Genomic DNA, 26,805 nt, shown 5'->3' on the forward strand with positions numbered 1-26,805 from the left:
CCACCCGACCGCCTACCTCGACTTGAACGCCTGGGTGATAAGCCTTTTCCCACCAGCACGCCCAACCGTTATCCTCTGCGGCAACGGAGGTAGGCATGCAGATTTACAGAGTGGGTGGCGCGGTACGTGACCGCCTGTTAGGGCGACCGGTCAGCGAGATCGACTGGGTGGTAGTCGGCGCCACGGCCGAACAGATGCTAGAGCAGGGATTTCGCCCGGTGGGTGCGGATTTTCCGGTGTTCCTGCACCCGAAAACCGGAGAGGAGTACGCCCTGGCGCGCACCGAGCGCAAGAGCGGGCGTGGCTACGGCGGCTTCACCTTCTACGCCAGCCCGGAGGTTACGCTGGAAGAAGATCTGATTCGCCGTGACCTGACCGTCAACGCCATGGCCGAAGACGCTCAAGGACGGCTGATCGACCCCTACGGCGGCCAACGCGATCTCGCCGCACGCCTGCTACGGCATGTATCCCCGGCGTTTGCCGAAGATCCGTTACGGGTATTGCGCGTCGCTCGCTTTGCCGCGCGTTACGCGCCGCAGGGCTTTAGCGTCGCCCAACCGACCCTCGATCTCATGCGCCAACTCAGCGATTCCGGCGAACTGTCGGCGCTAACCCCCGAGCGCAGCTGGAAGGAAATCTCCCGCGCGCTGCTGGAGCCACGCCCGGATATATTTATCCACGTGTTGCGCGACTGTGGCGCCCTCAAGGCACTGCTGCCGGAGGTCGACGCACTGTTTGGCGTACCCCAGCCAGCCGCCCACCATCCGGAGATCGACACCGGCGCGCATGTACTCAGCGTCTTGCGGCAATGCGCCGAACATCAACAACCCCTGACCGTGCGCTGGGCCTGCCTGCTGCACGATGTGGGCAAAGGCCTTACACCCCAGGCAGATTGGCCCCGGCATATTGCCCACGAGCAACGCGGCCTGGCGGCGATTCGTGCGATAAACGAGCGCAGCAAAGCACCGAAAGACTGCCAGGAGCTGGCCCTACTGGTCGGTGAATATCACACCCATGGTCATCGCGCCCTGGAGCTGAAGGCCTCGACCCTGTTAGAGCTGCTGCAGCACTTTGACGTCTATCGACGACCGCAGCGCTTCGAAGCTTTTATAGCCGCTTGCGAAATGGATGCCCGCGGCCGCGATGGCCTGGAGCAGTCCGCCTACCCTCAGGCCGACTACCTACGCGGTGCCATGCAGGCGGCTCGGAGTGTCGCGGTACAACCGCTGCTGCAGCAGGGCTTTAAAGGCCCAGAACTGGGAGAGGCACTGAAGCGCGAGCGCCTGAAGGCGCTCAAGCTCTACAAGAACAGCGCGAAAACGCCTTAAGACTCGGGAAAGGCCAGGCGCAGCGACTCGGGGGTCAGCTCGACCCCGCGCCACTGGAAGGCCACCGGCCACAGCTGCTGGTCGATTCGCGCCGCCTGCCACAGCTCGGCAAAACTGCGCCGTTCGCCCAAATGCAGGCTATCCGGCGCCAATAGCGCCAGAGGCCACAGCACGAAAGCATTCTGCAGAATTTCTGCGCGGGGCAGTATCAGGCCATCGAAATTGCCGACCTGATCGCCATACAGCAACACATCGATATCCAGCGGCAGGCCCTTGCGCTCCGGTGCGTAACGTCCATTGTCCGCCTCGATGAACTTCAGGCGACGATCCAGTTCACGCAAGGGCAGGTCGGTATAACCCGTCACCACCAGGTTAAAGAACGGCCCACTCTTGATCCCCACAGCCTGACTTTCGAACACCGGCGAGCAGCGCATCTCCCGCAGAAAACCAGCCAGCGCCTCGAGGCCGGCGCACAAGTGGGCTTGACGCTCAATATTGCTGCCAAGGCCGAGAAAAACCGGAGTTAGCGACATCCGCGCTCGATCTCCACACCAACACCACCTGCAGCGGCCGGTACTGCACCGGGCTTGGTCAAACGTAAACGTAGCCAGGGAATCTGGAACTCATGCATCAGCAGTTCAACCAGGCGCTCGGCAAAGGTTTCCACCAGGATGAACTGCGATTCGCTGGCGAAAGCCTGCACACGCGTCGACACCGCAGCGTAATCGAGCGCCTTGCTCAGATCATCGCCCGCAGCAGCCGGTCGATTATCCCAGCCCAAGCTAAGATCCAGGCGTAAGCACTGGCGAATGGTGCGTTCCCAGTCATAGGCACCGATCACCGTATCGACTTCCAGACCCTCAATAAAAACTATGTCCAAGCACTCTCTCCATAACGCTACGAGGCCACATCACATTTTGGCAGGCCACTTTTAAACACCTCGGCGCCAGTTACAGCGCAGAGGAACCAGGCTCAGAAGCTTATTTATCCTTTATAAACTGCACGTGCCTTCCTTATCTCGAGGTCCCAGCCTGAGCTCGCTACCTATTTCAACGGCCTGTTAGAATCAGGGCGTCCCTCGCCCGGAATGGATACCATGTTTTGGTTGCTGGCGATCCTCGCCTACCTGCTCGGCTCACTGTCCTTCGCCATTCTACTCAGCCGCCTGGTTCATGGCCCGGACCCTCGCGCCAGTGGCTCGGGCAACCCTGGGGCCACCAACATGATGCGGGTCGCTGGCAAACGCCTGGCCATCTTGACCTTGTTGGGCGATTTACTCAAAGGTCTGCTGCCCGTACTAATTGCCTACCGACTTGGCCTCAACCTGCAACAGCAAGCCTGGGTTGGCCTCGCGGCTGTAGTCGGTCACCTCTATCCATTGTTCTTTCGTTTCCGCGGCGGCAAGGGCGTCGCCACTGCCGCGGGCATGCTGCTGGGGCTTTACCCGCCAGCAGCGCTTCTGGCGGTTAGTGCCTGGTTGCTGGCCTTCTCCCTTACCCGCACCAGCTCAATCGCCGCGCTGATCGCCATACCGCTGATATTACCGCTACTGGCCTGGCAACAGCCTGCAGCACTGCTGCCAATGAGCGCACTCACCGGCCTGGTTGTCTGGCGCCATCGCGGCAATCTACGCGATCTGTTCGCCGGCCGTGAACGGCATTTTTGAATCGGCAGACTGAACCCTGCTCATTCTGCAAAGCGCAGCCTTACAGCGCGGGTAACTGCTCCATCGGCCAGCGCGCCTGCACGGTAATGCTCAAGCCCTCGTGCTGACCCGCCTTGAGCCGCTGGCAACCGGCATAAGCAATCATTGCGCCGTTATCGGTACAAAAAGCCGGGCGCGCATAAAACACCCGCCCTTTCAACTCGCCCAGCATCCGCTCCAGCGACGCACGCAGTGCGGTGTTCGCACTGACGCCACCGGCGATCACCAGATTGTTCAAACCCGTTTGCTTGAGTGCTCGACGGCACTTGATGGTCAGCGTCTCGACGACCGCCTGCTGAAACGCCAGGGCGATATCGCAGCGCGTCTGCTCCGTGTCATCACCCGCCTCGCGACAGCGCTGCCAGGTATTCAAGGTAAAGGTCTTCAGCCCACTGAAACTCAGATCGAGACCCGGCCGGTCGGTCATGGGCCGAGGAAACTTGAAACGCCCCGGCGTGCCACCTTCCGCCATGCGCGCAATTTCTGGCCCGCCCGGGTAACGCAACCCCATCAACTTGGCCGTTTTGTCGAACGCCTCACCAGCGGCATCATCGAGCGACTCACCGAGTAGCTGATAACGACCGATACCATCGACTCTCACCAACTGGGTATGCCCGCCAGACACCAACAAAGCGACGAACGGAAAGCTCGGCGGCTGCTCTTCCAGCATAGGGGCCAGCAAGTGCCCTTCCATATGGTGCACACCGAGAGCAGGGATACCCCAAGCAAAGGCCAGAGCTTGAGCACAGGAAGCACCGACCAGCAGCGCGCCGACCAAGCCAGGGCCTGCGGTATAGGCAATCGCATCGATATCGCTCGACACGCAGCCGGCCTCAGCCAAAACCTCGCGAATCAGTGGCAGCATGCGTTTGACGTGGTCGCGCGATGCCAGTTCGGGCACCACTCCACCATAGACTCGGTGCAAGTCAATCTGGCTGAATAGCGCATCTGCCAGTAACCCACGCTCACTGTGATAGAGCGCGACACCAGTTTCATCACAAGAGGTTTCCAATCCCAGAACCAGCATGGGCAGTGCCTTGTAGTAGTAGAGGGGGGCGACTTCGAAGGGGCGCATGATAATGGTGCCTGACACGACCCGACCAGTGCTTTTCGATCAGAGGCTTTGCATTCCCGGCGATGAGACGGTAACATCCGCAACCCTTAAAAACCTACGTTCTCCAGCGCGATTTGCCAGGAGCACGTTAACCCCGGTAATGAAGAAGGTACGCCCTGGATGCCAGCCGTCAAAGTTAAAGAGAATGAACCCTTCGACGTAGCTCTGCGTCGTTTCAAGCGCTCCTGCGAAAAAGCCGGTGTTCTGGCTGAAGTTCGCAGCCGTGAATTTTACGAAAAACCGACTTCCGAGCGTAAGCGTAAAGCAGCAGCCGCTGTTAAGCGTCACGCCAAGAAAGTGCAGCGCGAGCAGCGCCGCAGCGTTCGTCTGTACTAATACGTACAAGCGTAACGCCTGATACCCGGCCTCGGCCGGGTTTAGCTTTTAGACTCCGAGCCACCCACGGGTGGCGGCCGGAGTCTTTTAGTTTCTGCCGCAGCTGCCAAGCCGCCTTCCACGACAGTATTCTGAGCGCTTATGGCCGGCCTGATCCCACAATCGTTTATCGATGATCTGCTCAACCGCACCGACATCGTCGACGTGGTGGCCTCGCGCATTCAGCTCAAAAAAGCCGGCAAGAACTACACCGCCTGCTGCCCTTTCCATAAAGAAAAAACCCCCTCGTTCAGCGTCAGCCCGGACAAACAGTTCTATTACTGCTTTGGCTGCGGCGCGGGTGGCAACGCCCTGGGCTTTGTCATGGATCACGACCAACTGGACTTTCCCCAGGCGATCGAGGATCTAGCCAAACGCGCCGGCATGGACATACCGCGCGAAGAAGGCGGACGCAGCAACAAACCGCGACAGTCGACCGACTCGCCGCTCTACCCACTGCTTACGGCAGCCGCCGAATTCTACCGGCAAGCCCTGAAGAGCCATCCACAGCGCAAAGCCGCAGTGGACTACCTAAAAGGCCGCGGCCTGTCTGGCGAAATTGCCCGCGACTTCGGCCTCGGCTTCGCCCCGCCAGGCTGGGATAACCTGCTCAAGCATCTGGCCAGCGACAGCCTGCAACAGAAGAGCATGATTGACGCCGGCCTACTGGTCGAAAACGCCGAAAGCGGCAAGCGCTACGACCGCTTCCGTGATCGCGTGATCTTCCCGATCCGCGACAGCCGTGGCCGGGTGATCGCCTTTGGCGGCCGGGTACTTGGCGACGACAAACCCAAGTACTTGAACTCGCCGGAAACCCCGGTATTCCATAAGGGCCAAGAGCTCTACGGCCTGTTCGAGGCACGCAAAAACAACCGCAACCTTGATGAGATCATGGTGGTCGAGGGCTACATGGACGTCATCGCCCTGGCCCAACAGGGCCTGCGCAATGCCGTCGCCACGCTCGGTACCGCCACCAGCGAAGAACACCTCAAGCGCCTGTTCCGCATCGTCCCCAGCGTACTGTTCTGCTTCGACGGCGATCAGGCTGGACGCAATGCCGCCTGGCGCGCCCTGGAAGCCACGCTATCGAGCCTGCAAGACGGTCGCCGCGCACGCTTCCTGTTCCTCCCGGACGGCGAAGACCCGGACACCTTGGTGCGCAGCGAGGGCACTGACGCCTTTCGTGCACGCATCAACCAGCAAGCACAACCACTGGCCGACTACTTCTTTCAGCAACTCAGCGAAGAAGCCGACCCGCGATCCCTGGAAGGCAAAGCACACCTCGCCACCCTGGCCGCCCCATTGATCGACAAGATTCCTGGCGCCAACTTGCGCGCCCTGATGCGCCAGCGCCTCACCGAGATCACCGGGCTCAGCGGCGAAGCCCCGAGCCAGGCCGCGCCCGCCAGCAAACCCAGCGCAGCGCCCAACGACTACCCGGATATCCCCGACAGCGCCTATTACGACGCCGCACCCAGTTATGACGACTATGAGAAGCCCAGCCCAGCGCAAGGCTTCGAGCGCAGCAACAAGGGCAAGGGCAAGGGCAAGGGCAAAGGTAACTGGAAGAAAGAGGGCAACAAGTGGGTCAAACAGGACCGTGGCGACTTCTCTCCCCGCGCACCACGCACCGCGGTCAGCGTCGAATCGCCGCACCTGAGCGCCCTGCGCACCCTGCTGCACCACCCGGAGCTCGCGCAAAAAGTAGAGGACGTCAGCCACTTCGCCGGCGAAGACGACACCTACGCACAATTACTCGTTGCCCTGCTCGGCGCTCTGCAGAAAAGCCCCACGCTGCGCTCGCTGCAACTGATCGCACGCTGGCACGGAACCGAACAAGGCCGCCTATTGCGGGCATTAGCGGAAAAGGAATGGCTGATTTCGGCCGATAACCTTGAACAACAATTTTTCGACACTATAACTACTCTTATAGCCCGCCAACGGGAGCGCATGCTGGAACATTTACTGCGCAAAGCCCGTCAAAGTGAGTTAAGTGCAGAGGAAAAAAATCAGCTGCGCAATCTATTGAGTCGTAATACATCACCGGTAATCCCGAGCTCAACTGGCGCGTGAGGGTCTTACTCGGGTATAATCCTCGGCTTGTTTTTTGCCCGCCAAGACCTTCAGTGGATAGGGTGTTATGTCCGTAAAAGCGCAACAGCAGTCTCGTATCAAAGAGTTGATCACACTCGGTCGTGAGCAGGGTTACCTGACTTACGCGGAGGTCAACGACCACCTGCCGGAGGATATTTCCGATCCGGAACAGGTGGAAGATATCATCCGCATGATCAACGACATGGGGATCAACGTATTCGAGGTTGCGCCAGATAAGGATTCCCTTATGCTGGCCGACGCCGACACCGACGAAGCAGCGGCTGAAGAAGCCGCTGCCGCACTCGCGGCCGTTGAAACTGATATCGGCCGAACCACCGACCCGGTGCGCATGTACATGCGCGAAATGGGCACGGTGGAACTCCTGACCCGCGAAGGCGAAATCGAAATCGCCAAACGCATCGAGGAAGGCATCCGCGAAGTCATGGGGGCTATTGCCCACTTCCCTGGCACCGTAGACAGCATCCTTGATGAATACACTCGCGTCACCACCGAAGGCGGCCGCCTGGTAGAAGTACTGAACGGCTATATCGACCCGGATGACGGCGTCGTACCGACCCCTGCCCCGCCAGCACCCGTCAAAGACGACAGCGCTGACGACAGCGATGACGACGACAAAGACGACAGCGACGATGAAGAGGAAGAAGAAGGCGACGGCGGTCCGGATCCGGAAGAAGCCCTGCGCCGCTTCACCGCTATCAGCGAACAGCTGGAACTAGCCAAGAAAGCCCTGAAGAAGCATGGCCGCGACAGCAAGCAAGGCATTGCCGAGCTGAAAGCCCTGGCCGTACTGTTCATGCCAATCAAGCTGGTGCCCAAGCAATTCGACGCGCTGGTGGTACGAGTACGCGACGCCCTGGTGCGCTTGCGTGCCCAAGAGCGCGCCATCATGCAAATCTGCGTGCGGGATGCGCGGATGCCGCGTGCTGACTTCCTGCGCCTGTTCCCCGGCAATGAAATCGACACCACCTGGGCCGAGCAATTGGCAAAGGGCAAGGCCAAGTATGCCGAAGCTATTGGTGACCGACTGGCAGACATCCAGCGCGGCCAGCAGAAGCTCACCGCACTGCAAGCCGAGTGCGACCTGACCCTGGCCGAGATCAAGGATATCAATCGACGCATGTCGATTGGCGAAGCCAAGGCCCGTCGGGCGAAGAAAGAGATGGTCGAGGCCAACCTGCGCCTGGTTATCTCGATTGCCAAGAAGTACACCAACCGCGGCCTGCAATTCCTCGACCTGATCCAGGAAGGCAACATCGGCCTGATGAAGGCGGTGGACAAGTTCGAATACCGTCGCGGCTACAAATTCTCGACCTACGCCACCTGGTGGATTCGCCAGGCGATCACCCGGTCGATTGCCGACCAGGCGCGCACCATTCGAATTCCGGTGCACATGATCGAAACGATCAACAAGCTCAACCGCATTTCCCGGCAGATGCTGCAGGAAATGGGTCGCGAACCGACCCCGGAAGAGCTGGGTGAGCGCATGGAAATGCCTGAGGACAAGATCCGCAAGGTATTGAAAATCGCCAAAGAGCCGATTTCCATGGAAACCCCGATCGGCGATGACGAAGACTCGCATCTGGGCGACTTCATCGAGGACGGTACCATGCAATCGCCGATCGACTTGGCGACCGTGGAAAGCCTCAAGGAAGCCACCCGCGAAGTACTCGCCGGCCTCACTGCACGTGAAGCCAAGGTACTGCGCATGCGCTTCGGCATCGACATGAATACCGACCACACCCTTGAGGAAGTCGGTAAGCAGTTCGACGTGACCCGCGAGCGAATTCGCCAGATCGAAGCCAAGGCGTTGCGCAAGCTGCGCCACCCGACGCGGAGCGAGCATCTACGCTCCTTCCTCGACGAGTAAAACAGAACCCCCGGCCCAAACCGGGGGTTTTGCTTTCTGCCGCCTCGACATAGCCTCGCCTCGCCAGACAAACCACAAGCAAAGCCCGCGCACACGGCTCCCTCCACTGCAGAGCACATGCACACCCCTGGTTTCACAGCCAACGGCGCATTTGCGACCGCTTCCTTTGCCACAGTGTCAGCATACTCACCGTTCCGTTGGCGCTAGCGTGACAGGGCCGGTATAATCCGCCCGCCTCTGAGGGCCCATAGCTCAGTTGGTTAGAGCAGAGGACTCATAATCCTTTGGTCCACGGTTCGAGTCCGTGTGGGCCCACCAACTCCAAAGCCGCGCACTGCGCGGCTTTTTCATGCCTGCACGAATAGCAGCTAGACCAGTCCTATACCCATAGCAAACCGTGACACCGCGCCCAGTTCGACAAATGCTGCAAGAGCACTAACGGAGACATGCGTAGGATCTACGCCTACGGAAACAAGGAGGTTTCACCATGAGCGGAAAACCGGCGGCTCGCCAAACTGACCCCACCTCTTGCCCATTACCTGGCCATGGCACAAACCCCATCGCCACGGGTTCACTCAACGTCCTCTTTGACAACTTACCAGCCGCTCGGATGACCGATACGTCGGCCTGCGGCAGCCCCATAACGGGCGCAGTGGTTAGCACGGTGCTGATCAATGGTCTGCCAGCAGCGACATTGGGCAGTACGGGTGGACATGGCAGCGTGATCGTTGGCGGCTCTGGCAGCGTGATCATCGGCAACTCCGCCGTCGCGGCACCGTTTACCGCGCCAACGCCATTATCGTTAGCTGCAGTCGCAGCCCCGGCAGCAGCAAAAGCCCCCGAGGGCCAACCGCCTGCCACGGCGCTTGCTGCACAGCCTGCACAGCAAGCCACAACAGCATCGGCAATAGCGCAGCCTGCTCAGTCGACAGATCGAGTTGCAGCGGCCAAGCAGATTGTGGACACCTTTGAGAGCTCGGCTTCTCAGACTCGTGTTTTCAACGACCGCGCCCATCCAATGGGCACTGCAAGTGATCCATTTGAGAAAGGCAAAGTCATTGAACAGCTGCGAGTACGCGTCGCAAGGTCTCAAGGCCAATACATTTCCACAAAGGAAAGAATCACCCCTTGGCCGAACCAGCAAGAGACGAGCCTGTGCGGGCCAGCTGTTTTCTTCTACGCACTGCTGGCGGATCGACCTGACCTTTACACCCAGGCGATCATCGAACTGTGGGAAACAGGTGAAACGACCATAGGGCAGCTACACATCAAGCCAAGTCATGACTGCCGCAACCCAAAGAAATTCAGCGATACGGCGGCGGGTGATCGTATATCCGCGATTGACTGGATTTCCTTGGCCAGCCTGCGTGACAGCGAGAATGACCTTTTCGATTACGACTCGCCTGGTGACCAGATCCCTGGGATTACCCTGCCTGGGAAAGTGAAATCATGGTTTACCAAAGCCGGCGCGACCGTAGTGTTCGACAACATCCAATTCCGAGGGCATATCAATCAGGAGAAATTCCTGGAACTGTTGAGCTATGCGGGCAACCAACATCATGTCACCTCGCTGATCTCTGCTGCGATGGTGGAGGGCGGCGCTGGGGTCGGAAAAAACCATTGGATCGCCTGGGAAAAAGCCCCGCAGACTCAAGGCGGCCCAGTCGACCAGACCACCTTGCCAGATGAGGTTATCGTCAACTCCAAGCTGTTCTCCTGGGGGCAGTCCATGCACCAGGTAACACGGGGCTACACGCTCAAGCAGCTTCTCAAGGACGTGTTTGGCGGGATCGTATTCAGCCGAATCCCATGATCAGGAAGGAACCCCATATGCTGAGGAAACTACTTTTTGCCCTCTGCTTAACGCTACCTCTTGCGGGCTGCGAAGCAGGTATCTTTGGCAACACGCTGGCGGGCTGCGCCATGCAGCCCGAGCCCACGCTACTCCCTGAGATCCTGCCCATAGCTGCAGTGGGCAGGCCATATAGCGTGCAACTCGAAGTGATCAACACCTCGACGCCCGTTCATGGCATCTATGTGAATGATGCCTACGCCCTACCTGAGGGCCTTTGGGTTGAGCACCAAGACCGCGACGCGTACGGGCTCATCACTGGCACGCCGCTCAAGGCTGGCACCTATGAAGTGCACATGGCCGCTGGCACTTACGGCACTCAATGCGCAGGGCGTAGAGCAAGCCGTGTTTATAAGCTTGAGGTCACTGAGTAACGGCGCTTTACGAGCTGATTAGACAGTGAGCCGAATAGACTCGCTAATCGGCTCACGCCTGTGCAAGCCCCATGAATGAACCCTTCTTGATCAGGCAGCAGCCCAACTGCTCCGCGCTTGCGGCCAGGCTCAGGGCCGCTTGCTCGTTATGCTCGGAGCTGTTGGTACTGATACTGAGATGCAGAGAAGCCTGAATGCCATGCTGCAAAACATCACCACCTCATCCGCTATCGAGGGCGAGCAGTGGAATGTCGGTTCGGTGCGCTCATCACTGGCGCGCTGGGTAGCGCCCGGTAATTGCCACGACAACGCGGTGGCGGAAAGCTTTTTCCAGCGGCTGAAGCGGGAGCGGATTAGGCGAAAGATCTACAGCATCGGGGGTAGTCCAAACTTGAGGAGTTTTCCAAGTGGGAAGTGTTTTGACGCGCGATGAGCGCACTCGATTGTGGTCGGCGCTATCGGATGCCTTCGTCGACAACGAAGTCGACTACAAGGCCATCGCTCGGCAGTTGGCGGGGTTTGACCTCGCCACGATAGAGGTCGCGTTCTTCGAGGAAGTGGCTCCAGTTTGCTATTCCAACCTGCAGGCCCCCATCCCACCGATCTGGACAGCATTCGAGAGCACTTGGCTCACCGAGACTATCGAGAGCACTCAGGAAGCCCGCCGCATTTCGACCTTTCGCCGCCTGCGCGATCGAGCCTTCGTGGTCTACCTTCGTTACCGACTCAAGGACGAGTGGCTGAGCATCGAGCGCGAGCTAGATCGCCAAAGCGCGGCCGACGCTGGCAGATGAGCAGCTGCCACAAACGCCGAATCGCTAGCCGAAAGTTCTTATAAACGGGCTCGCACTGTGCCTGATTGCCGCAACCACATGCGGTGCCCGCTCGCATAACTCGGTCGAACGAGCCAGCACCCGTTCCAGCGCGCTCAACTGCTCGCGGATAACATCTTCTGGGTGCGCCACATCGCAGACCTTAGCGAAGTCCAGCAGCCCTTGGCGCGAGGTTAAGAGCGACTTATTACCCGCCAGATCCAACGCCAATACATCCTCTGGAATATAGGCCGTGGTGTTGACGATATCGTAGGCCGGTGCGAGTCGTGCATCGCGCTGGGTAGGGTCGGAATACAGCAACCCGAAGTTCTTCAAATGGGCGTCGCCGTTGCCGACGATGCAGCTCAAGGTGACCATAGCGAATAGCTGCGCCAATGAGCCCTGCACGTGCTCGGATGGGCAGTACAAACGGATAGCCTTGGCGATGGCGGAATAGCTCTTGCTGTACTTCTGCTCCGCAGCCAGCCCCATCAGCGCCGCCATGTCCTCGAAACCAATCGGATTCAGCTGTTCGTCACGGTCGAAGCGGCGCATAACGAAAAGCTTAGCGTTGTCGGATAGGTAGAACTCCGGCACCGCAATCCCTGCCTGCTTAGCCACCGACATGCAGAGGAATTCATTGATCGCCAGCCCCGGAAACTCATCCCGGCCGCTTTTGATGATCAGGTCAGAGGTTTTCGAGGTGAAGCGCTGCGGGGCAGCATCCTGATGTTCAGGCACCAGTACCTTGGGCTGCACACCCGAGATGCCGGCGCGCAGAATGTAGCGATCCACCAGGCCAACGAATATGTCTTCTGCACCGTCCCAGGCGAGGATTTCTGCCAGCTTTTCTCCGGGAAACTGCTGACGCGCCAACAGCGCATCAACCTCCGGAGAGCTGACCGCCACCCGCCCAATTGGCGAACTGCTGCCAGACAACGCCAGCAGCAACATCGGGTCAACGTTCGCCACCTTGGCCAAGCGGTTACGTAACTGTTCCAGCACGTAGCCTTCCGGCAGGTTCATCTGGAAGATCGGGTGCAGCTCTCGATGACAGTATTCATCCAAACGCACAGGCATCAGCAAACTGATCGCCGCCTGCGCCTTGGCGTCTTCGTGGTAGCGGAACAGGTAGTCCCCGGCACTGGTAAGGATCTTGCCACTGCCGCCCTCTGACGTTGCAACCTGCAGCACGGTCGTCATCAGTCGAATACTCCGTGGATTTCGTCCAGCGTGGGCATGGCTGCCGGCACCACGTTGAGCTCGCAGTCGAGAGCGGCCAGCACTCGTGCATAAGCCAGCATGCCCACGGACAGATCACCCTTCTCGATAGCGATGACTTTCTGCCGGGTGAGGCCAGCCAGGGAAGCGAGCGCAGCCTGAGTCAGCCCGCGATTGAGGCGGCGCTGCCGAAGCTGCTCGCCGAGGCGCAGCGTGATGAGGGAATAGTCCATGTTATGAATACGTTACTAAATAGAGTAGATGTAACGTATACATGACTTAATAAAAAATCAATGCAGCAGCTAATACCCAACCTGAAAAGGGTTAGGAGGCTTGTGAGCCGAATAGCCGGAATATTCGGCTCACGCAATGAGCCGAATGTCGCCATAGAATACTTTCGTCCATTAACGCTTACTTTCGGTACTATCCGGTTAACTCAGGATTACTGAAGGTTGGGAAATGGACTTCACCCCCGTCATCGCGCAGGTCTGGGGCATGCTGATCTGGTTTATTCCAGCAGCACTGCTGATCGGTCTTCTCAAGTCGCCTTGGGCCAAAGGTCATATTGGCGAACTCCTGGTGCGGCTGTTTGCCCATTGGCAGCTGGAAAAGCAGACCTACCGCCGCCTGCACAACGTCACGCTGAACACGCCAGACGGCACCACACAGATCGACCACGTATTCCTCTCGCCCTACGGCATCTTCGTGCTGGAAACGAAGAACATGAGCGGCTGGATCTTCGGCAGCGAGAAGCAGGCGCAGTGGACGCAGAAGCTCTACAAACGCACCTTCAAATTTCAGAACCCGCTACGGCAGAACTACAAACACCTCAAAGCCCTGGAAGCCACCCTTGGCGTTAACCCCGAGCACCTGCACTCGGTCATCACCTTCGTTGGCGGCAGCACCTTCAAAACCGAAGTGCCGGCCAACGTGACCCAGGGCATCGGCTTTATCCGCTATATCAAGTCATTCCAGCAGCCGCTATTCAGCGAGGCTGAAACCGACGCCATGCTGCACGCCCTGCAAACTGGCCGCCGCGCACCGACGCTCGCCACCCATCGCGAACACGTGCAAAACCTTAAGCGCCGTAGCGATCCGACAGCCGAACGGCAATGCCCGAAATGCGGCAGTGCGTTGCTAATCCGCACCGTGAAATCAGGGGAAAAAGCGGGGCAGCAGTTTTGGGGATGCTCGGGGTTTCCCAAGTGCCGAACGATGCAGAGTATTTGAAATGCAGGAGAGGACTGGAAGTTGTGGTCTCCCCTTAGCAACTCTAGGGCTGATGAAAACACGCCTATCGTCGTGCGCTAGTTAATCAGAAGAAAAACTTTGGCCTAATTTTATTAGAAGGGTGGGGAATGCAGGATTACTCTCGTGACGTTCTTGCTCTTGATGATGTGCAATTAGAGTTATTTGTTAGGGATTGGGTGGGGAATAAGCAATCAAAATATTATGAGGTCGCTAGATTTTCAGGTTCAGGGGATTTAGGGCGCGATGTAGTCGGCTTTCGTACCGCTGAAAAACATGAGGGTGAGTGGGATAATTATCAGTGTAAACAATATGGAAAGCGCCTTCCTACCGACACCGCGATCTGTGAGCTAGGGAAGATTCTTTATTATGCTTCTCAAGGTGAGTTCAATCCCCCATCCACGTACTGCTTTGTAGCGCCTAAAGGACTAAACAGAAATCTAGAGCACCTAGTGTTTAACCCGAGCAAATTAAAAAAATTCCTAATCGACCAGTGGGATAAGTATTGCCGATACAAGATAATTGATGGCGGCGACATCCCGTTGGCGGACGAGGTTCTGGCAACAGTGAATAATTTCGATTTCTCGACTGTATGCAGGGTTGCGCTAGAGGACATACTTTCAGATGACTCTGCCAAGAAAGTACTTTTTAAGTTTTTCGGAGCGGACCCAGGAAGCTCACCAAAAGGTGTTGTTCCACAAGAGATTTTGGATACTGAGTCAGAGTATATTAAGCAATTGATAGATGCTTATGGAGAGCAGGAGAAAACCATATTCGCACATCATGGTGAAATTTCTGCCCACCCACATCTTCTGCAAAATCTCGATTTGCAGCGAGAGCGATTCTTTGATGCCGATGCATTTAAGAGATATTATAGAGACAACACCGACCCAAGTGTTATTGACTTGGTTGAACAAGACGTTTTCCATGGAATAGCTGATGTGCTCGGTGAAAAACACTCAGAAACAATGGGAAAAATATCAGCTGTGATGAAACAGGCAGCGACTGTTCAAACATCTGGAATCGCCTCTAAATATGCTCGCGTCCCTGTTAAGCAGGGGGTTTGTCATCATTTTGTGAATGATGGGAAGTTCAAATGGAAGAATTAAGTTTTTCGCCAAATAGGACAGGGATTTTTAATGGCCCGGTAGAAACAGGTATCAGGTCTTTAGTTATTCTCGACGCAGCCTACCCTAGATATTACGACATAAATGAATTGGTTTGGTTTGACCATTTAATTGTTCACAGTGAAGATGTTGGCGGCCCTCCCAGCATGCATCCTAAGCTTCCGCAGCGAACTGGTGAGGTTCTTGTTAGGCGTAGCCTGGTTCAGGAAGGACTCGGCTTGATGCACCGATTTGGATTGATATCAGTTGCCCCCTCAGATACAGGTGTTTATTACCAAGCTACAGATGATGCACACCCTTTAGTTAAGCTGTTGAACTCTGAATACTCACAAGGACTCAAGAGCCGAGCCCAGTGGCTTGCTGACTTTATAGCCCCCATGTCTGGCGCTGAAATTAAAGAACTGATTCTTGCCAAAATTGGAAACTGGGAAGTTGAATTTCAAGGAGACTTAGCTCCAGAGGTTGTGCGCTATGAACCATAAAGGAATTGCAATCCGTAGTATCGAGTTTGTTGGAATTCAGGAAAAACCAGTTAGGCTGGACTTCACCTCTAGGCTTAATCTTATTTACGGAGCATCGAATACAGGAAAATCCTTCTCTCTTAAAGTTTTAGATTTTATGTTCGGCGGAGCTGGGCCTTTGCCTGGCATTCCTGAAAGAAATGGTTATGACACTATTCTGATGGGAATCGAAATATTGGGAGAAGGCCTATATACGGTTCTACGATCCACCTCAGGCGGTGCGTATAAGCTGTATAAAGGCCTCTGGAAATACTCGGAATTACCCTCGAAATCTAAGACTCTGCAGCCAACTCAACGCGGCTCAGGTGAACAGAGCTTTTCTGGCTGGCTCTTAGAATATTTAGAACTGTCGGGCCGTCAGCTGGCAAAAAATCAATCTGGCGAGAAAGAAAACTTTAATTTCCGAGAGCTAATGCCATACGTATTAGTAGACGAGACTAGCATTCAGTCTGAGCGTTCTCCTGTTGAGAGTGATCTTGGGCCTGTAACACGACCAAAAGAGCGAAGTGTATTTAGGCTACTGTTAACCGGTACGGACGACAAATCCATCATACCGATCCTTGACGCAAAAAAATTTAACGCTGCCAAGTCCACCAAAATAGAAGTCATCACAAGCTTATTAGATGACCTGAACAAAAAACTGGAAGCTGATTATCCAGACATATCTGATTTGAGAGCCCAAGGTGAGCGGCTTGATGAAAGCTTAGAAAAGGTGAAAAAAGAGTTAAAGTCTTACCAGAGTAACTCCGCAGAAATGCTAGAAAAACGAAGCTCACTCTTGAAAATCATTGCTCAGAACAAAGAGCGCGCCGACGAAATCCAACTGCACTTACAAAGATTTTATCAGCTGAATAGCATTTATGACTCAGACATTGACAGACTTGAATCTATAGAGGAAGCCAGCTTCTTACTTTCACTAGAAAGCGCAGACTGTTCTATCTGTGGTGCCCCAGCGGAAGCTCAAACTGCCAAAAGGCAAGTTGAAGAAGTACTCAAAAGCCAAAAGTCCGCTCTAGCTGAAATACAGAAAATAAGACTTCTACAGTCAGAACTTGAATCAACAATCAGCAAGCTTAGAATCGAGCTTTATTCAATAAACGAAGAGCTACCTGCCTCTGAGGATATATTGGCTGAAATAGACTCAGTGCTTGAGGCTAAGCGCCCAGAAGTCGGGTCTTATGAGGCGTCCCTGAATGATTTACTCTCTCAAAAATATCATGTCCTGAGAGGGCTTTCTCTTTTGAATCAAAGAGATGGTTATCTTGCCAAAATTTCAGAATTTGAAAGTGTAAAAGCACCAGGTAAAAAAGATAGACCTAATTTGACACTACCCGGAGCCTCGTCACTTGAATTTTGCAAGGTAATTTCTAGCGTATTAAGTGCATGGGGATTTCCTGGTGAGCACATAGTATCGTTTGACAATGATAAATATGACATCTCCATCGACGGTAAGTTACGCATCGATAATGGCAAAGGAGTTAGAGCTATTACTCATGCGGCCTTTAAAGTTGCTCTCTTGATTTACTGCAGAACGAAAGAACTACCTCACCCTGGATTTATAGTATTCGACTCACCGCTGATTACATATAGAGATCCGCTAAAAAACCCTAAAATGGGTGATCTGGCTCCTGACGAACTATTGCTTTCGAAAACTTCTGTAAAGTCCAGATTTTTTTCACATCTAGAAAGTATAAGTCACATGGGGCAGTTTATTATTTTAGAAAACATTGATCCACCCGAAAATATTGAGCGCATATCGAATGTAGAAATTTTCTACGGCAGCTCAGGTGGAGGTCGATACGGGCTTTTCCCGATGCTCGCAACGGCTTAATAGACTGGAATAATAGGAGCAGGACACGCTCAATTAATCGCGACCTGTTCCTATTGTCCGCTCCGCAGAACGTCAAATCCAAACACGCTCTAGCGGAATACTTCTAAACCGCCTCTACATAATTTCTGAAACCGAATAATGATTTTTTGCAGGCAGGATCAAACACCAACAATCCTCTGAAAGGTATGCCGTTGCGCTAACGGTCTTATCACCTGTACCCGCGGTGCATCTCGCGATGCAGGGTCGGAGTACGGCAGCACTGAAGCTGCTTTAGATGCCATCGTCGTTACAGGACTATGCAACTCAAGACACTGATGGCAAATAGCGGTGTCAATAAACCCTGCAAATACTCGGAGAGCACCGCTCCAAGGGGAAAAGCAGTACACCAGCGGTACAGTGCCCAGCTTTTACAGATTTCGCGTAAATTACGCTTAAACCCATCTACGACGCTACTTTCAGCTCACTGTACCTGCGCTAAGCTACGCACGATTTCACTCGGTTTGCAGCGTTTCTAGGCAACTCATAATCCTTTGGTCCACGGTTCGAGTCCGTGTGGATCCACCACCTTTAAAGCCGCGCACTGCGCGGCTTTTTCATGTCTGCAGGAAAAACCGTGCACGCCAGCCCCATGACCGTATCAGGTGCGCCGGTCGATCCGTAGCGTGGAGACTTGGAACCGAGCAGCGCTGGCGCGATCTATGACGCGCTGCATTCCGGTTACTCCGGTGCAGGTATTGCCGGGGCTTGAGGGTCTGGCTTCATTCTGCCCGGTGCCTCAAGCGCGTACAAAAGCCATCCCCAGGCTGTCCGCCGCTTCAGTTGTTCAGCACCCCCTGCAAGATGGTGAAGACGACGCCCGTGGCGACGGCAACTAACACCACATCGCGGCCGACTCGCCGCCACTCGTAACCCTGGTAGCTCGGCAAGCCACGCAGAGCATGGGCGTCGAGACGTTTGCCATAGCCCTTGGGCAACGGCTTGCCGGCCTTTATGTGCAGCCCCGGCGGCACTGCAGGCCCCTGGCCGATTTGCGCGCGGCGCTCATGGAAGGCTCGGTGCACCGGGGCGAAGTTCTTCGGCGGAGACTGATTGCCGCGAACTGTGACGGGCTGTCGCGCATGGTCCTGGGTAGGCTTCGGTATCTTGCCGGCACCGGCCGATGGCGTGATCGCGCGTGGCAGGCCCCCGCCCTGCTTGCTCGGACCGGACTGGCCATGCTGCTCCTGTCTATGCGTCGGGTTTTCCTGTGGGGCGGCTTGCAACAGTGGGCTAACTAGCAGCAAGGCGATGCTCAGGCGGGTAACCAGTGGTATGGCTTTCATCAATGAACTCTCGTATGGACGCGAAGAAATGTGACGTTTACGGGCACGGCGCTGGATGGTTGGCGCCCGGTTTATTCGCTGAAGCCACCGCCCAGCACCTTGTACAGGCTGATGCGATTACTCTGTTCGGTCAGTTGCAGGCTGATCAGGGTCTGTCGGGCGGCGTACAAGTTACGCTGCGCATCGAGGGCGTCGAGGTAACTGCTGGCGCCGTTGCGGTAAAGCGCATCGGCCAACTGGTAGCTCCTGGCCGTGGCATCGGTCAGCGCCTGCTGTGCGTCCAGACGCTCGCGCAGAGTGCTGCGCACGGCCAGGGCATCGGCAACTTCGCGGAAGGCGGTCTGCAGAGTCTTCTCGTAGCTCGCCAGCTCTATCTGCTGCGCGCTCTCGGCCGCATCCAGGTTGGCCCGGTTAGCGCCGGCATCGAAGATCGGCAAATTGATGCTGGGTGCGAATGCCCAGGCCTGGCTGCCACCGAGGAACAGGCTGCTGAGCGCGCTACTGCTTCTGCCAGCCGTAGCGGTCAGGCTGATGCTGGGGAAAAACGCCGCACGCGCCGCACCAATGCTGGCATTGGCTGCCTTAAGCTGGTGCTCGGCGGCGAGCACGTCGGGGCGCTGCTGCAGCAGGCTGGAGGACAGACCGGCAGGGATCTCCAGCAACTGTGCACTGTCGGCACCGAGGCTAGCTGGCAACTGCTCGGCACTCAGGCTGTCGCCGACCAGCAGGTCGAGGGCATTGATGTCCTGCTGCACCAGGCTCTGGTAGCTGGCAACATCGACCCGCGCCGACTCCACGGTAGTCTGCGCCTGGGCCAGGGCCAGACCGGAGGTGTTGCCAAGCTCATGACTGCGTTGCTGCAGGTCATAGCTGGCCTGCTGGCTGGCCAGGGTTTCCTCGGCCAATTGCAGCAGGGCCCGGTCGGCCGCCAGGGTCAGCCAGGAAAAGGCGACCTCGGCGACTAGGCTGATCTGCGTACTGCGCTGAGTTTCCTCCAGTGCCAGGTACTGCTCCAGGCTGGCATCGGTCAGGTTGCTCACGCGGTTGAACAGGTCCAGCTCATAGCTACTCACCCCGAGATTGACGCTGTACTCGTGGCTGACGCCATCGTCGCTGCCGACGTGGCTGCCGCTGGCAGTGGCGCTGACGCCCGGGCTCAGATCGGCGCGTTGCACTCGATATTCGGCGCGGGCCTGCTCGACATTCAGCGCGGCCACGCGCAGGTCGCGGTTATTGGCCAGGGCGCGCTCGATGACCTGTTTCAACTGCGGGTCGAGGAAGAAACTGCGCCAGCCAATGTCGACGCTGGCCTGGCCACTGGTCGCACTCGACCACTGGGCAGGGATCGGCGCCTGCGGCTGCTGGTAGTCCGGGGCCAGGTTGATGCAGCCGGCGAGCATCAGCGCAGGCAGCAACAGGGCCAATCGGCAAGAACGCATCATGGTAATACCACTCCGGAAGCACTAACGGGTGTCGGGCGGCGGCCGGCCAGGCGGCGCACCAGCACGAATAACAGCGGCACGAAGAAGATGCCGAGCACGGTGGCGCTGAACATGCCGCCGAGCACGCCGGTACCTATGGCCTGGCGCCCGCCGGCGCCAGCGCCGCTGCTCAGGGCGAGTGGCAACACGCCGAACATGAACGCCAGGGACGTCATCAGGATCGGTCGCAGGCGCTGGCGGCAAGCTTCTAGCGTTGCGCTGACGAGATCCTGACCCTGTTCTTGAAGTTGCTTGGCGAACTCGACGATGAGAATTGCGTTTTTCGCCGCCAGGCCCACGGTGGTCAGCAGACCGACCTGGAAGTACACGTCGTTGGCTAGCCCGGCGCCAGCGCTGCCGAGCACGGCGCCGACGATGCCCAGCGGCACCACCAACATGACCGCGAAAGGCACTGACCAGCTTTCATACAGCGCGGCCAGGCAAAGAAATACGAACAGGATTGAGACTGCATACAAGAACGGTGCTTGCGAGCCGGAAAGGCGCTCCTGATAAGACTGTCCCGACCATTCATAGCCAATGCCAGCCGGTAACTGGGCAAGCAGGGTTTCCACTTCATCCATGGCTTCACCTGAGCTGACCCCAGCGGCCGGATCGCCCACTAACTCTACTGAGGAGTTGCCGTTGTAGCGCTCAAGCAGGGGCGCGCCCACGCTCCAGGAGCTGCTGGCGAAGGCACTGAACGGCACCATCTCGGCACTGCTGTTGCGTACGTACCAGCGATTGATGTCTTCAGCCTGCATGCGCGCCTGGATATCACCCTGCACGTAGACCTTCTTTACCCGGCCATTGTGGATGAAGTCATTGACGTAGCTGCCGCCCATGGCGGTGCCCAGGGTGCTGTTGATGTCGCTGGTGGCCAGGTTGTAGGCGCCGGTCTTGCGGTCGTCGATCGCCACATGCAGCTCCGGCGTGTCGTCGAGGCCAGTGTTGCGCACCCCCACCAGTTTGCTGCTTTGTCTGGCCAGGCTGAGGAATTGGTCGCGCGCGGCAATCAACTCATCGTGCCCGACCCCACCGACATCTTTGAGTTGCAGGCTAAAGCCGGAACTGCTGCCAAGACCGCGAATGGCCGGTGGTTGAATGACGAAAATGTTCGCATCGCGCAATGAAGACAAAGCGATGGTGGCCCGTCTGGCGATGGCGGCAGCGGTCTCCTCGGCGTCTTCTCGCAAGCTCCAGTCTTTCAACTTGATGAATGCACGACCAGAGTTCTGCGCATTGCCATTCAGCCCCAGGCCGGTGATTGTGACTACTGCATCGACTTCCGGCTGAGCGCGGATGTAGTCGACAAACTGCTGGGTGGCAGCCTGAGTGCGTGAATCGGTTGCGCCGACCGGGAGCTGGATCATGGCCATCAGAATGCCTTGGTCTTCATCGGGCAAAAATGAGCCCGGCAGGCGCGTATAACCCATGGCCAGCGCCACCAGAATCAGTGCGTAGAGGGCCAGCATGCGTGGTTTGTGGCGCAGTACACTGCCAATGCTGCGCTGATAGCGCTGAGCATTACGCTCGAAGGTGCGGTTAAACCAGGCAAAGAAGCCGCGGCGCGGAGTGTCACTGTGGTTGGGTTTGAGCAGTGTGGCGCACAGCGCCGGGCTGAGGGTCATGGCCACCAGCACAGACAACAGCATGGCACTGACGATGGTGACCGAGAACTGCCGATAGATCACTCCGGTGGAGCTGCCAAAGAAGGCCATCGGAATAAACACCGCCGACAGGACCAGAGCGATGCCGACCAGAGCCCCGCTGATTTCGCCCATCGACTTGCGCGTCGCCTCCAGTGGTGACAAACCGTCTTCGACCATCACCCGCTCGACGTTTTCCACGACGACGATGGCGTCATCCACCAGCAGACCAATCGCCAAGACCATGGCGAACATGGTCAGGGTGTTGATCGAATAGCCGAACATGGCCAGTACGCCAAAGGTACCGAGCAGTACCACCGGCACGGTAATGGCAGGTATCAGAGTGGCGCGCCAGTTCTGCAGAAACAGAAACATGATCAGCACTACCAGGGCGATGGCTTCAAACAGCCCCTGAACTACTTCCTCGATGGACAGGCTGACGAACGGCGTCGTGTCGTAAGGGGTCGAGGTTTCCAGCTGCATTTCGGCCGGGAAGTTTGCTGCCAGTTCGGCTACCTTGGCCTTCACTGCCGCAGCGGTATCCAGCGCATTGGCACCTGTGGCCAGGGTTACACCCATAGCTGCATTGGGCTTGCCGTTGAGCGCGGTCACTACGTCGTAACTCTCGCTGCCCAGTTCTAGCCGCGCGACATCAGACAGCAACACCAGAGAGCCGTCGCTGGCAGACTTGAGGACGATGTTGCGAAATTGCTCCACGCTTTGCAGCTTGCTACGTGCGCTGATGGTGGCATTCAGTTCCTGCCCGGCGGCAGCTGGCAATGCACCGAGTTGGCCGGCAGATACTTCAGTGTTTTGCGCCTCCAGTGCGTTACTCACATCACTGGGCATCAGCGCGTACTGTTGCAATTTGGCCGGGTCCAGCCAGATACGCATGGCATACGCCGAGCCGAGCATCCTCACCTCACCGACGCCGTCGACACGACTGACCTGGTCAAGCAGTGTGCTGTCGATAAAGTCGCCAATGTCGGTGCTGCCGACGTTCGGGCTGCTTGAGCTCAGGGCGACGATCAGCAAAAAGTCGGAACTGCCTTTGGTGACGGTGATGCCCTGATTCTGTACCGCCTGGGGCAGACGTGATTCGGCTTGCTGCAGCTTGTTCTGTACCTGCATTTGCGCCACATCGGCATCGGTGCCGGCGGCAAAGGTCAGGGTGATGCTGGCGCTGCCTGCCGAGCTGCTGCTGGCGGACATGTACAGCAAGTTATCGAGCCCCTTCATTTGTTGCTCGATCACTTGGGTCACCGAGTCCTCGATGGTTTTCGCCGAGGCGCCGGTGTAGGTCGCAGAAATACGCACGGTGGGCGGCGCGATACTCGGGTATTGTTCCAGCGGTAGCTGGCTGATGGACAGGCCACCGGCCAACATGATGACGATTGCAACGACCCAGGCGAAGATCGGCCGGTCTATGAAGAAATGTGCCATGTGCGGTCCTTAATTAGTCGCCACTGCTGCTGGGCCAGCCGCCGGCTGGATCGTCACGCTGCTGACAGCGTCGCCAATACGTACTTTTTGCCCGCCTTCGACAATGACCTGGTCGCCCGCCGACAATCCGCTACTGACCCACCATTGGTTACCAACGCTGCGTTCGATGCTGACCAAGCGCTGCTCAACCTTGTCATCGATCACTACCAGCACGCTGGTTGCACCACTGTGGCTGCGCGTGACCGCGCGTTGCGGCACCAGTAGCGCTTGCGGGTCGATGGCTTCGGTCACTACGGCACGCACATACATACCCGGCAGCAACAGGCCCTCTGGATTTGGCACCACGGCGCGCAAGGTCACGCTGCCGGTACTCTCGGATACGCTGGCCGCGCTGAATTGCAACTGTCCGGCATGGCCATAGTGGCTGCCGTCCTCAAGGAGCAAGTCGATCTTCACACTGTCCTTATCGGCGCCGACAAGCGTGCCGTCCGCTAGCTGGCGCTTGAGGCGCAGCACGTCGGTGCTGGACTGGGTGATGTCGACATACAGCGGATCAAGCTGCTGCACGGTGGTCAGCACGCTGTCTTGACTGGCTGTGACCAGTGCCCCCGGGGTGACGCTGGAAGCCTCAATGCGGCCGGTGATGGGGGCCGTGATGGTGGTGTGGTTGAGATTGATGCGCGCACTTTCAACATTGGCTTGGGCCGCTTGATACGCGGCTTCAGCACTGTAGAGGCTGGCTTGGGCGTCCTCATTGTCTTGTTGGCTGATGGCATCTATTTTCGCCAGTTCGACATAGCGCTTGGCTTTGAGCTGAGCGGATTTAAGCGTGGCCTTGGTTTCGGCTGCACTGGCCTTGGCCTGAGCGTAAGTCGCCTGATAAGGGGCTGGGTCGAGCTTGTACAGCGCATCTCCGGCCTTGACTTCGCTGCCTTCGGTGAACAGCCGTTGTTTGACGATGCCACTTACCTGAGGGCGAATCTGTGCACTCATCCAGGCCTTGGTGCGCCCTGGCAGTTCACTGGTCAGGGTTTGTGGTTGTGGCGTCAGGGTGATGATGCCAACTTCGCTTGGGCCTTTTTGTGGCGGCTTGGGCGTGGGCGAGCAACCGGTTAACGCAAGGCCTATCGCCAGGGCAAGGGTGGCGAGGGTGCGAGGGGTGAGGCAGGGCATGGAACGTCTCCAACCGGCAGGGCCGTGCTGTTTCTATGCCGTTCATCCTGCAGGGCAAATGTGCAGACAATTTGGAGATTACCTTGCAGGCGTTGAAAGCTGTGTGGCGCTCGCTCTTAATACGCACATATATCTGCACATTGGCTCGTTATGAAACTCAGCTTGTCACGCAAACTCTTTCTCGCCGTACTGGGCACTTCCCTGTTGGCTGTTCTAGCCATGGGCGTGGCCGACAAGGTGAATTTCGCACACGGGTTCCTCGGCTATATCAATGGCCAAGCCGAGGAACGCATGAGCGGCGTGGTACCCAACCTGCGTGATTACTATATTGAGCACGGCAGCTGGGATGAGCTGCGTGCTGAGCATAAGAACTGGTTAAAGCTGATACGCCCGCCCAGCAGGCTGGACCCGAACCCGGCCAATTGGACGGTGCCGGTCTCTGATCTGACTGGCGCGATGTTCCGTATTGCCTTGCTGGATGAGCGTAAGCAGCTGCTCATCGGCTTTGTCGAACCGCGCGATAACGATCCACATCTACCGATCGAGGTGCAAGGTAAAACGGTCGGCTGGCTGGCCATGGCGCCTTTCCAAAGCGTCACCGAAGCCGGCGGCGCGGCGCTGCTCAAACGACAGTTATTAGCCAGCGTTGGTATCGGGACGCTGGCCCTGCTAATGGCCGCACTGATTGCCGGATGGACCTCGCGACGCTTGTTGGCTCCGGTTCGCCAGGTGGCAGCGGCCACTCACCGTTTAGCTGCGGGTGACTATGCCGAGCGTGTAGTGGTCCCCGAAGATGACGAAGTGGGACAGCTGGCCCGTGACTTCAATCAGTTGGCCCATACCTTGGAGCGCAATGAGCGAATGCGCCGTGATTTCATGGCGGATATTTCTCATGAACTGCGTACCCCGTTGGCGGTGCTTCGCGGCGAGCTCGAGGCGCTCGAAGATGGCGTGCGCAAGCTTGACGGCGACTCGCTGTGCTCGCTGCAACAGGAGGTTGTGCAACTGAGCAAGCTGGTTGATGACCTCTATGAGCTCTCCTTAGCCGACGTTGGTGCTCTGACCTATCGCAAACAGCGCCTGGATCTGATCGAACTGCTGCAACAAGCGCTGTCTGGTGCCGCCGAGCGCTGCCAGGAAAAGGGCCTGACCCTGGAGCTGCAACTGCCGGCCGCACCGTTGTTGCTGCTGGCCGATGCTGGCCGCCTGCGCCAGCTGTTCGGTAATCTGCTGGAAAACAGCCTGCGTTACACCGCGTCCGGCGGGCACGTACACATCCGCCTGCACAGCAAGCCCGGACAGATCATCCTCGACTGGCTCGACTCCTCTCCCGGGGTGGCCGAGGCCGATCTACCGCGCCTGTTCGAGCGATTCTTCCGTGGCGAGACATCACGCCAGCGCGCCAGCGGCGGCTCCGGCCTGGGCCTGGCGATCTGCCGCAATATCGCCGAGGCTCATGGCGGCACCCTCGAGGCCCGGCCATCGCCCCTGGGCGGCCTGTGGCTGCAGCTCAGCCTGACGCTGGAGGCAACCTGATGCGAGATAACGACAGCCTACTCCCAGCCAATATTCTAGTGGTGGAGGACGAGCCCAAGCTGGCCAGCCTGCTGCGCGATTACCTGCAGGCAGCCGGGCATCGGGTCAGTTGCCTCGACGACGGCCTGGCCGTGGTGCCGGCAGTGCGCGCGGCCGAGCCGGACCTGATCCTGCTCGACATCATGCTGCCCGGCCGCGACGGCCTGGCGATCTGCCGCGAGCTGCGCAGTTTCAGCGCGGTGCCGATCATCATGATCACCGCACGAGTCGAGGAGGTGGATCGCCTGCTGGGCCTGGACCTGGGTGCCGACGACTATATCTGTAAGCCATTCAGTCCACGCGAGGTTGTGGCGCGGACACGAGCCATCCTGCGCCGGCAGCAGCGCGCCGGCGATCCGCCGAACGTTGCCGGCCTGGAGCTCGATGCAGACCGCTACCGGGCACGCTACGCAGGGGTGGAGCTGGAGCTGACTCCGGTCGAGTTCCGTCTGCTCAGCAGCCTGGCCGCAACCCCCGGCCGGGTGTTTTCCCGCGACCAATTGATGAACCATGCCTACACCGACCAGCGCGTAGTGACCGACCGCACGGTGGACAGCCATATAAAGAACTTGCGGCGCAAGCTGGAGCAGGCCGCGCCGGACCGGGAGCTGATCCATTCCATCTACGGAGTGGGCTACAAACTGGAGCCGTAGCCCGTGTAATGATTCAGCACTG

At 57.6% G+C, this 26,805-nt stretch carries 22 protein-coding genes, 1 tRNA gene and 2 pseudogenes; 16 read left to right on the forward strand and 9 right to left on the reverse strand.

All coding sequences use genetic code 11. From position 1 onward, the window contains the following. The first annotated feature begins 95 nt into the window (after positions 1 to 95). On the forward strand, positions 96 to 1,328 hold the full coding sequence (locus TMS3_RS00195; RefSeq protein ID WP_025163216.1) for a multifunctional CCA addition/repair protein: 1,233 nt from the start codon (positions 96 to 98) through the stop codon (positions 1,326 to 1,328). Here the strand turns inward: TMS3_RS00195 and folK are convergent. After that, the gene (folK, locus tag TMS3_RS00200) at positions 1,325 to 1,861 is read right to left on the reverse strand and encodes a 2-amino-4-hydroxy-6-hydroxymethyldihydropteridine diphosphokinase (protein WP_025163217.1); all 537 of its coding nucleotides are present in this window, start codon (positions 1,859 to 1,861) and stop codon (positions 1,325 to 1,327) included. The genes TMS3_RS00195 and folK overlap by 4 nt on opposite strands. Next, positions 1,852 to 2,208 (reverse strand): dihydroneopterin aldolase, encoded by a 357-nt coding sequence (gene folB / locus TMS3_RS00205; RefSeq protein ID WP_025163218.1) that lies wholly within the window; start codon positions 2,206 to 2,208, stop codon positions 1,852 to 1,854. The genes folK and folB overlap by 10 nt, the downstream gene beginning before the upstream one ends. Before the next feature lie 216 nt (positions 2,209 to 2,424). Between folB and plsY the strand changes: the two genes are divergently transcribed. Next, on the forward strand, positions 2,425 to 2,994 hold the full coding sequence (plsY, locus tag TMS3_RS00210; protein ID WP_025163219.1) for a glycerol-3-phosphate 1-O-acyltransferase PlsY: 570 nt from the start codon (positions 2,425 to 2,427) through the stop codon (positions 2,992 to 2,994). 40 nt (positions 2,995 to 3,034) lie between these two features. Here the strand turns inward: plsY and tsaD are convergent, their stop codons facing one another. Next, entirely contained in the window at positions 3,035 to 4,060 is a 1,026-nt protein-coding gene (gene tsaD / locus TMS3_RS00215) for a tRNA (adenosine(37)-N6)-threonylcarbamoyltransferase complex transferase subunit TsaD (RefSeq protein ID WP_025163220.1), read from the reverse strand. A gap of 207 nt (positions 4,061 to 4,267) precedes the next feature. Between tsaD and rpsU the strand changes: the two genes are divergently transcribed. The 8 genes and pseudogenes from rpsU to TMS3_RS00255 all read left to right on the forward strand — a co-directional run bounded on the left by rpsU (position 4,268) and on the right by TMS3_RS00255 (position 11,524). Further along, positions 4,268 to 4,483 carry a 30S ribosomal protein S21 gene (gene rpsU / locus TMS3_RS00220; RefSeq protein ID WP_003296736.1) on the forward strand — a complete coding sequence of 72 codons (216 nt, stop codon included), beginning with the start codon at positions 4,268 to 4,270 and terminating at the stop codon, positions 4,481 to 4,483. Positions 4,484 to 4,624: 141 nt separating this feature from the next. After that, positions 4,625 to 6,595: a DNA primase gene (gene dnaG, locus TMS3_RS00225; protein ID WP_025163221.1), complete on the forward strand. Its 1,971-nt coding sequence runs from the start codon at positions 4,625 to 4,627 to the stop codon at positions 6,593 to 6,595. Between the two features lie 67 nt (positions 6,596 to 6,662). Beyond that, positions 6,663 to 8,504, forward strand: coding sequence for an RNA polymerase sigma factor RpoD (gene rpoD, locus TMS3_RS00230; protein WP_025163222.1), 1,842 nt, complete (start codon positions 6,663 to 6,665; stop codon positions 8,502 to 8,504). 241 nt (positions 8,505 to 8,745) lie between these two features. After that, positions 8,746 to 8,822: transfer RNA gene (locus TMS3_RS00235), tRNA-Ile, on the forward strand. Between the two features lie 169 nt (positions 8,823 to 8,991). Further along, positions 8,992 to 9,292 (forward strand): annotated as a pseudogene (locus TMS3_RS25535) (PAAR domain-containing protein); the annotation flags it as partial. Between the two features lie 1,042 nt (positions 9,293 to 10,334). After that, positions 10,335 to 10,730 carry a putative Ig domain-containing protein gene (locus TMS3_RS00250; RefSeq protein WP_025163223.1) on the forward strand — a complete coding sequence of 132 codons (396 nt, stop codon included), beginning with the start codon at positions 10,335 to 10,337 and terminating at the stop codon, positions 10,728 to 10,730. A 106-nt stretch (positions 10,731 to 10,836) separates the two neighbouring features. After that, positions 10,837 to 11,103: pseudogene (locus TMS3_RS24385) on the forward strand (DUF4172 domain-containing protein); the annotation flags it as partial. A gap of 46 nt (positions 11,104 to 11,149) precedes the next feature. Continuing rightward, positions 11,150 to 11,524, forward strand: a complete 375-nt coding sequence (locus TMS3_RS00255) for a DUF7079 family protein (RefSeq protein WP_025163224.1) — start codon at positions 11,150 to 11,152, stop codon at positions 11,522 to 11,524. Positions 11,525 to 11,548: 24 nt separating this feature from the next. Here TMS3_RS00255 and TMS3_RS00260 read toward each other — a convergent pair whose 3' ends face one another. Both TMS3_RS00260 and TMS3_RS00265 read right to left on the reverse strand, forming a co-directional pair. After that, entirely contained in the window at positions 11,549 to 12,745 is a 1,197-nt protein-coding gene (locus TMS3_RS00260) for a type II toxin-antitoxin system HipA family toxin (protein ID WP_025163225.1), read from the reverse strand. Then, a complete protein-coding gene (locus tag TMS3_RS00265; RefSeq protein ID WP_025163226.1) occupies positions 12,745 to 12,996 on the reverse strand; it encodes a helix-turn-helix transcriptional regulator in 252 nt (83 codons plus the stop codon). The genes TMS3_RS00260 and TMS3_RS00265 overlap by 1 nt, the downstream gene beginning before the upstream one ends. A 226-nt stretch (positions 12,997 to 13,222) precedes the next feature. Here TMS3_RS00265 and TMS3_RS00270 point away from each other — a divergent pair, with 226 nt between their 5' ends. From TMS3_RS00270 to TMS3_RS24915, 4 genes are all read left to right on the forward strand, one after another. Beyond that, the gene (locus TMS3_RS00270) at positions 13,223 to 13,993 is read left to right on the forward strand and encodes a nuclease-related domain-containing protein (protein WP_025163227.1); all 771 of its coding nucleotides are present in this window, start codon (positions 13,223 to 13,225) and stop codon (positions 13,991 to 13,993) included. Between the two features lie 128 nt (positions 13,994 to 14,121). Next, positions 14,122 to 15,120, forward strand: a complete 999-nt coding sequence (locus TMS3_RS00275; protein WP_025163228.1) for an ABC-three component system protein — start codon at positions 14,122 to 14,124, stop codon at positions 15,118 to 15,120. Further along, positions 15,108 to 15,620, forward strand: a complete 513-nt coding sequence (locus TMS3_RS24910) for an ABC-three component system middle component 2 (RefSeq protein WP_152985461.1) — start codon at positions 15,108 to 15,110, stop codon at positions 15,618 to 15,620. The genes TMS3_RS00275 and TMS3_RS24910 overlap by 13 nt, the downstream gene beginning before the upstream one ends. Next, positions 15,610 to 17,490 carry a coiled-coil domain-containing protein gene (locus tag TMS3_RS24915; RefSeq protein ID WP_152985462.1) on the forward strand — a complete coding sequence of 627 codons (1,881 nt, stop codon included), beginning with the start codon at positions 15,610 to 15,612 and terminating at the stop codon, positions 17,488 to 17,490. Before TMS3_RS24910 ends, TMS3_RS24915 begins: the two co-directional genes overlap by 11 nt. Before the next feature lie 815 nt (positions 17,491 to 18,305). Here the strand turns inward: TMS3_RS24915 and TMS3_RS00280 are convergent. From TMS3_RS00280 to TMS3_RS00295, 4 genes are all read right to left on the reverse strand, one after another. Beyond that, the gene (locus TMS3_RS00280) at positions 18,306 to 18,812 is read right to left on the reverse strand and encodes an anti-virulence regulator CigR family protein (protein WP_025163229.1); all 507 of its coding nucleotides are present in this window, start codon (positions 18,810 to 18,812) and stop codon (positions 18,306 to 18,308) included. Between the two features lie 71 nt (positions 18,813 to 18,883). Next, entirely contained in the window at positions 18,884 to 20,251 is a 1,368-nt protein-coding gene (locus TMS3_RS00285; RefSeq protein WP_152985478.1) for an efflux transporter outer membrane subunit, read from the reverse strand. After that, the gene (locus tag TMS3_RS00290; protein WP_025163231.1) at positions 20,251 to 23,382 is read right to left on the reverse strand and encodes an efflux RND transporter permease subunit; all 3,132 of its coding nucleotides are present in this window, start codon (positions 23,380 to 23,382) and stop codon (positions 20,251 to 20,253) included. The genes TMS3_RS00285 and TMS3_RS00290 overlap by 1 nt, the downstream gene beginning before the upstream one ends. A 9-nt stretch (positions 23,383 to 23,391) precedes the next feature. Continuing rightward, positions 23,392 to 24,555 carry an efflux RND transporter periplasmic adaptor subunit gene (locus TMS3_RS00295; RefSeq protein WP_025163232.1) on the reverse strand — a complete coding sequence of 388 codons (1,164 nt, stop codon included), beginning with the start codon at positions 24,553 to 24,555 and terminating at the stop codon, positions 23,392 to 23,394. A gap of 150 nt (positions 24,556 to 24,705) precedes the next feature. Here TMS3_RS00295 and TMS3_RS00300 point away from each other — a divergent pair, with 150 nt between their 5' ends. Together TMS3_RS00300 and TMS3_RS00305 are read left to right on the forward strand one after the other, a co-directional pair. Beyond that, positions 24,706 to 26,091, forward strand: coding sequence for an ATP-binding protein (locus tag TMS3_RS00300; protein ID WP_025163233.1), 1,386 nt, complete (start codon positions 24,706 to 24,708; stop codon positions 26,089 to 26,091). Continuing rightward, complete coding sequence (locus TMS3_RS00305; protein ID WP_025163234.1) at positions 26,091 to 26,783, forward strand: response regulator; 693 nt, start codon at positions 26,091 to 26,093, stop codon at positions 26,781 to 26,783. Before TMS3_RS00300 ends, TMS3_RS00305 begins: the two co-directional genes overlap by 1 nt. Positions 26,784 to 26,805: the final 22 nt, after the last annotated feature.

The sequence above is a fragment of the Pseudomonas taeanensis MS-3 genome (assembly GCF_000498575.2).
GTDB classification, from domain to species: domain Bacteria; phylum Pseudomonadota; class Gammaproteobacteria; order Pseudomonadales; family Pseudomonadaceae; genus Aquipseudomonas; species Aquipseudomonas taeanensis.

Coding starts and splice junctions, on each gene's coding strand:
- TMS3_RS00195 (WP_025163216.1), top strand. CDS start 96: ATGCAGATTTACAGAGTGGGTGGCGCGGTACGTGACCGCCTGTTAGGG.
- folK (WP_025163217.1), bottom strand. CDS start 1,861: ATGTCGCTAACTCCGGTTTTTCTCGGCCTTGGCAGCAATATTGAGCGT.
- plsY (WP_025163219.1), top strand. CDS start 2,425: ATGTTTTGGTTGCTGGCGATCCTCGCCTACCTGCTCGGCTCACTGTCC.
- tsaD (WP_025163220.1), bottom strand. CDS start 4,060: ATGCTGGTTCTGGGATTGGAAACCTCTTGTGATGAAACTGGTGTCGCG.
- rpsU (WP_003296736.1), top strand. CDS start 4,268: ATGCCAGCCGTCAAAGTTAAAGAGAATGAACCCTTCGACGTAGCTCTG.
- dnaG (WP_025163221.1), top strand. CDS start 4,625: ATGGCCGGCCTGATCCCACAATCGTTTATCGATGATCTGCTCAACCGC.
- rpoD (WP_025163222.1), top strand. CDS start 6,663: ATGTCCGTAAAAGCGCAACAGCAGTCTCGTATCAAAGAGTTGATCACA.
- TMS3_RS00250 (WP_025163223.1), top strand. CDS start 10,335: ATGCTGAGGAAACTACTTTTTGCCCTCTGCTTAACGCTACCTCTTGCG.
- TMS3_RS00260 (WP_025163225.1), bottom strand. CDS start 12,745: ATGACGACCGTGCTGCAGGTTGCAACGTCAGAGGGCGGCAGTGGCAAG.
- TMS3_RS00265 (WP_025163226.1), bottom strand. CDS start 12,996: ATGGACTATTCCCTCATCACGCTGCGCCTCGGCGAGCAGCTTCGGCAG.
- TMS3_RS00270 (WP_025163227.1), top strand. CDS start 13,223: ATGGACTTCACCCCCGTCATCGCGCAGGTCTGGGGCATGCTGATCTGG.
- TMS3_RS00275 (WP_025163228.1), top strand. CDS start 14,122: ATGCAGGATTACTCTCGTGACGTTCTTGCTCTTGATGATGTGCAATTA.
- TMS3_RS24910 (WP_152985461.1), top strand. CDS start 15,108: ATGGAAGAATTAAGTTTTTCGCCAAATAGGACAGGGATTTTTAATGGC.
- TMS3_RS24915 (WP_152985462.1), top strand. CDS start 15,610: ATGAACCATAAAGGAATTGCAATCCGTAGTATCGAGTTTGTTGGAATT.
- TMS3_RS00280 (WP_025163229.1), bottom strand. CDS start 18,812: ATGAAAGCCATACCACTGGTTACCCGCCTGAGCATCGCCTTGCTGCTA.
- TMS3_RS00285 (WP_152985478.1), bottom strand. CDS start 20,251: ATGCGTTCTTGCCGATTGGCCCTGTTGCTGCCTGCGCTGATGCTCGCC.
- TMS3_RS00290 (WP_025163231.1), bottom strand. CDS start 23,382: ATGGCACATTTCTTCATAGACCGGCCGATCTTCGCCTGGGTCGTTGCA.
- TMS3_RS00295 (WP_025163232.1), bottom strand. CDS start 24,555: ATGCCCTGCCTCACCCCTCGCACCCTCGCCACCCTTGCCCTGGCGATA.
- TMS3_RS00300 (WP_025163233.1), top strand. CDS start 24,706: ATGAAACTCAGCTTGTCACGCAAACTCTTTCTCGCCGTACTGGGCACT.
- TMS3_RS00305 (WP_025163234.1), top strand. CDS start 26,091: ATGCGAGATAACGACAGCCTACTCCCAGCCAATATTCTAGTGGTGGAG.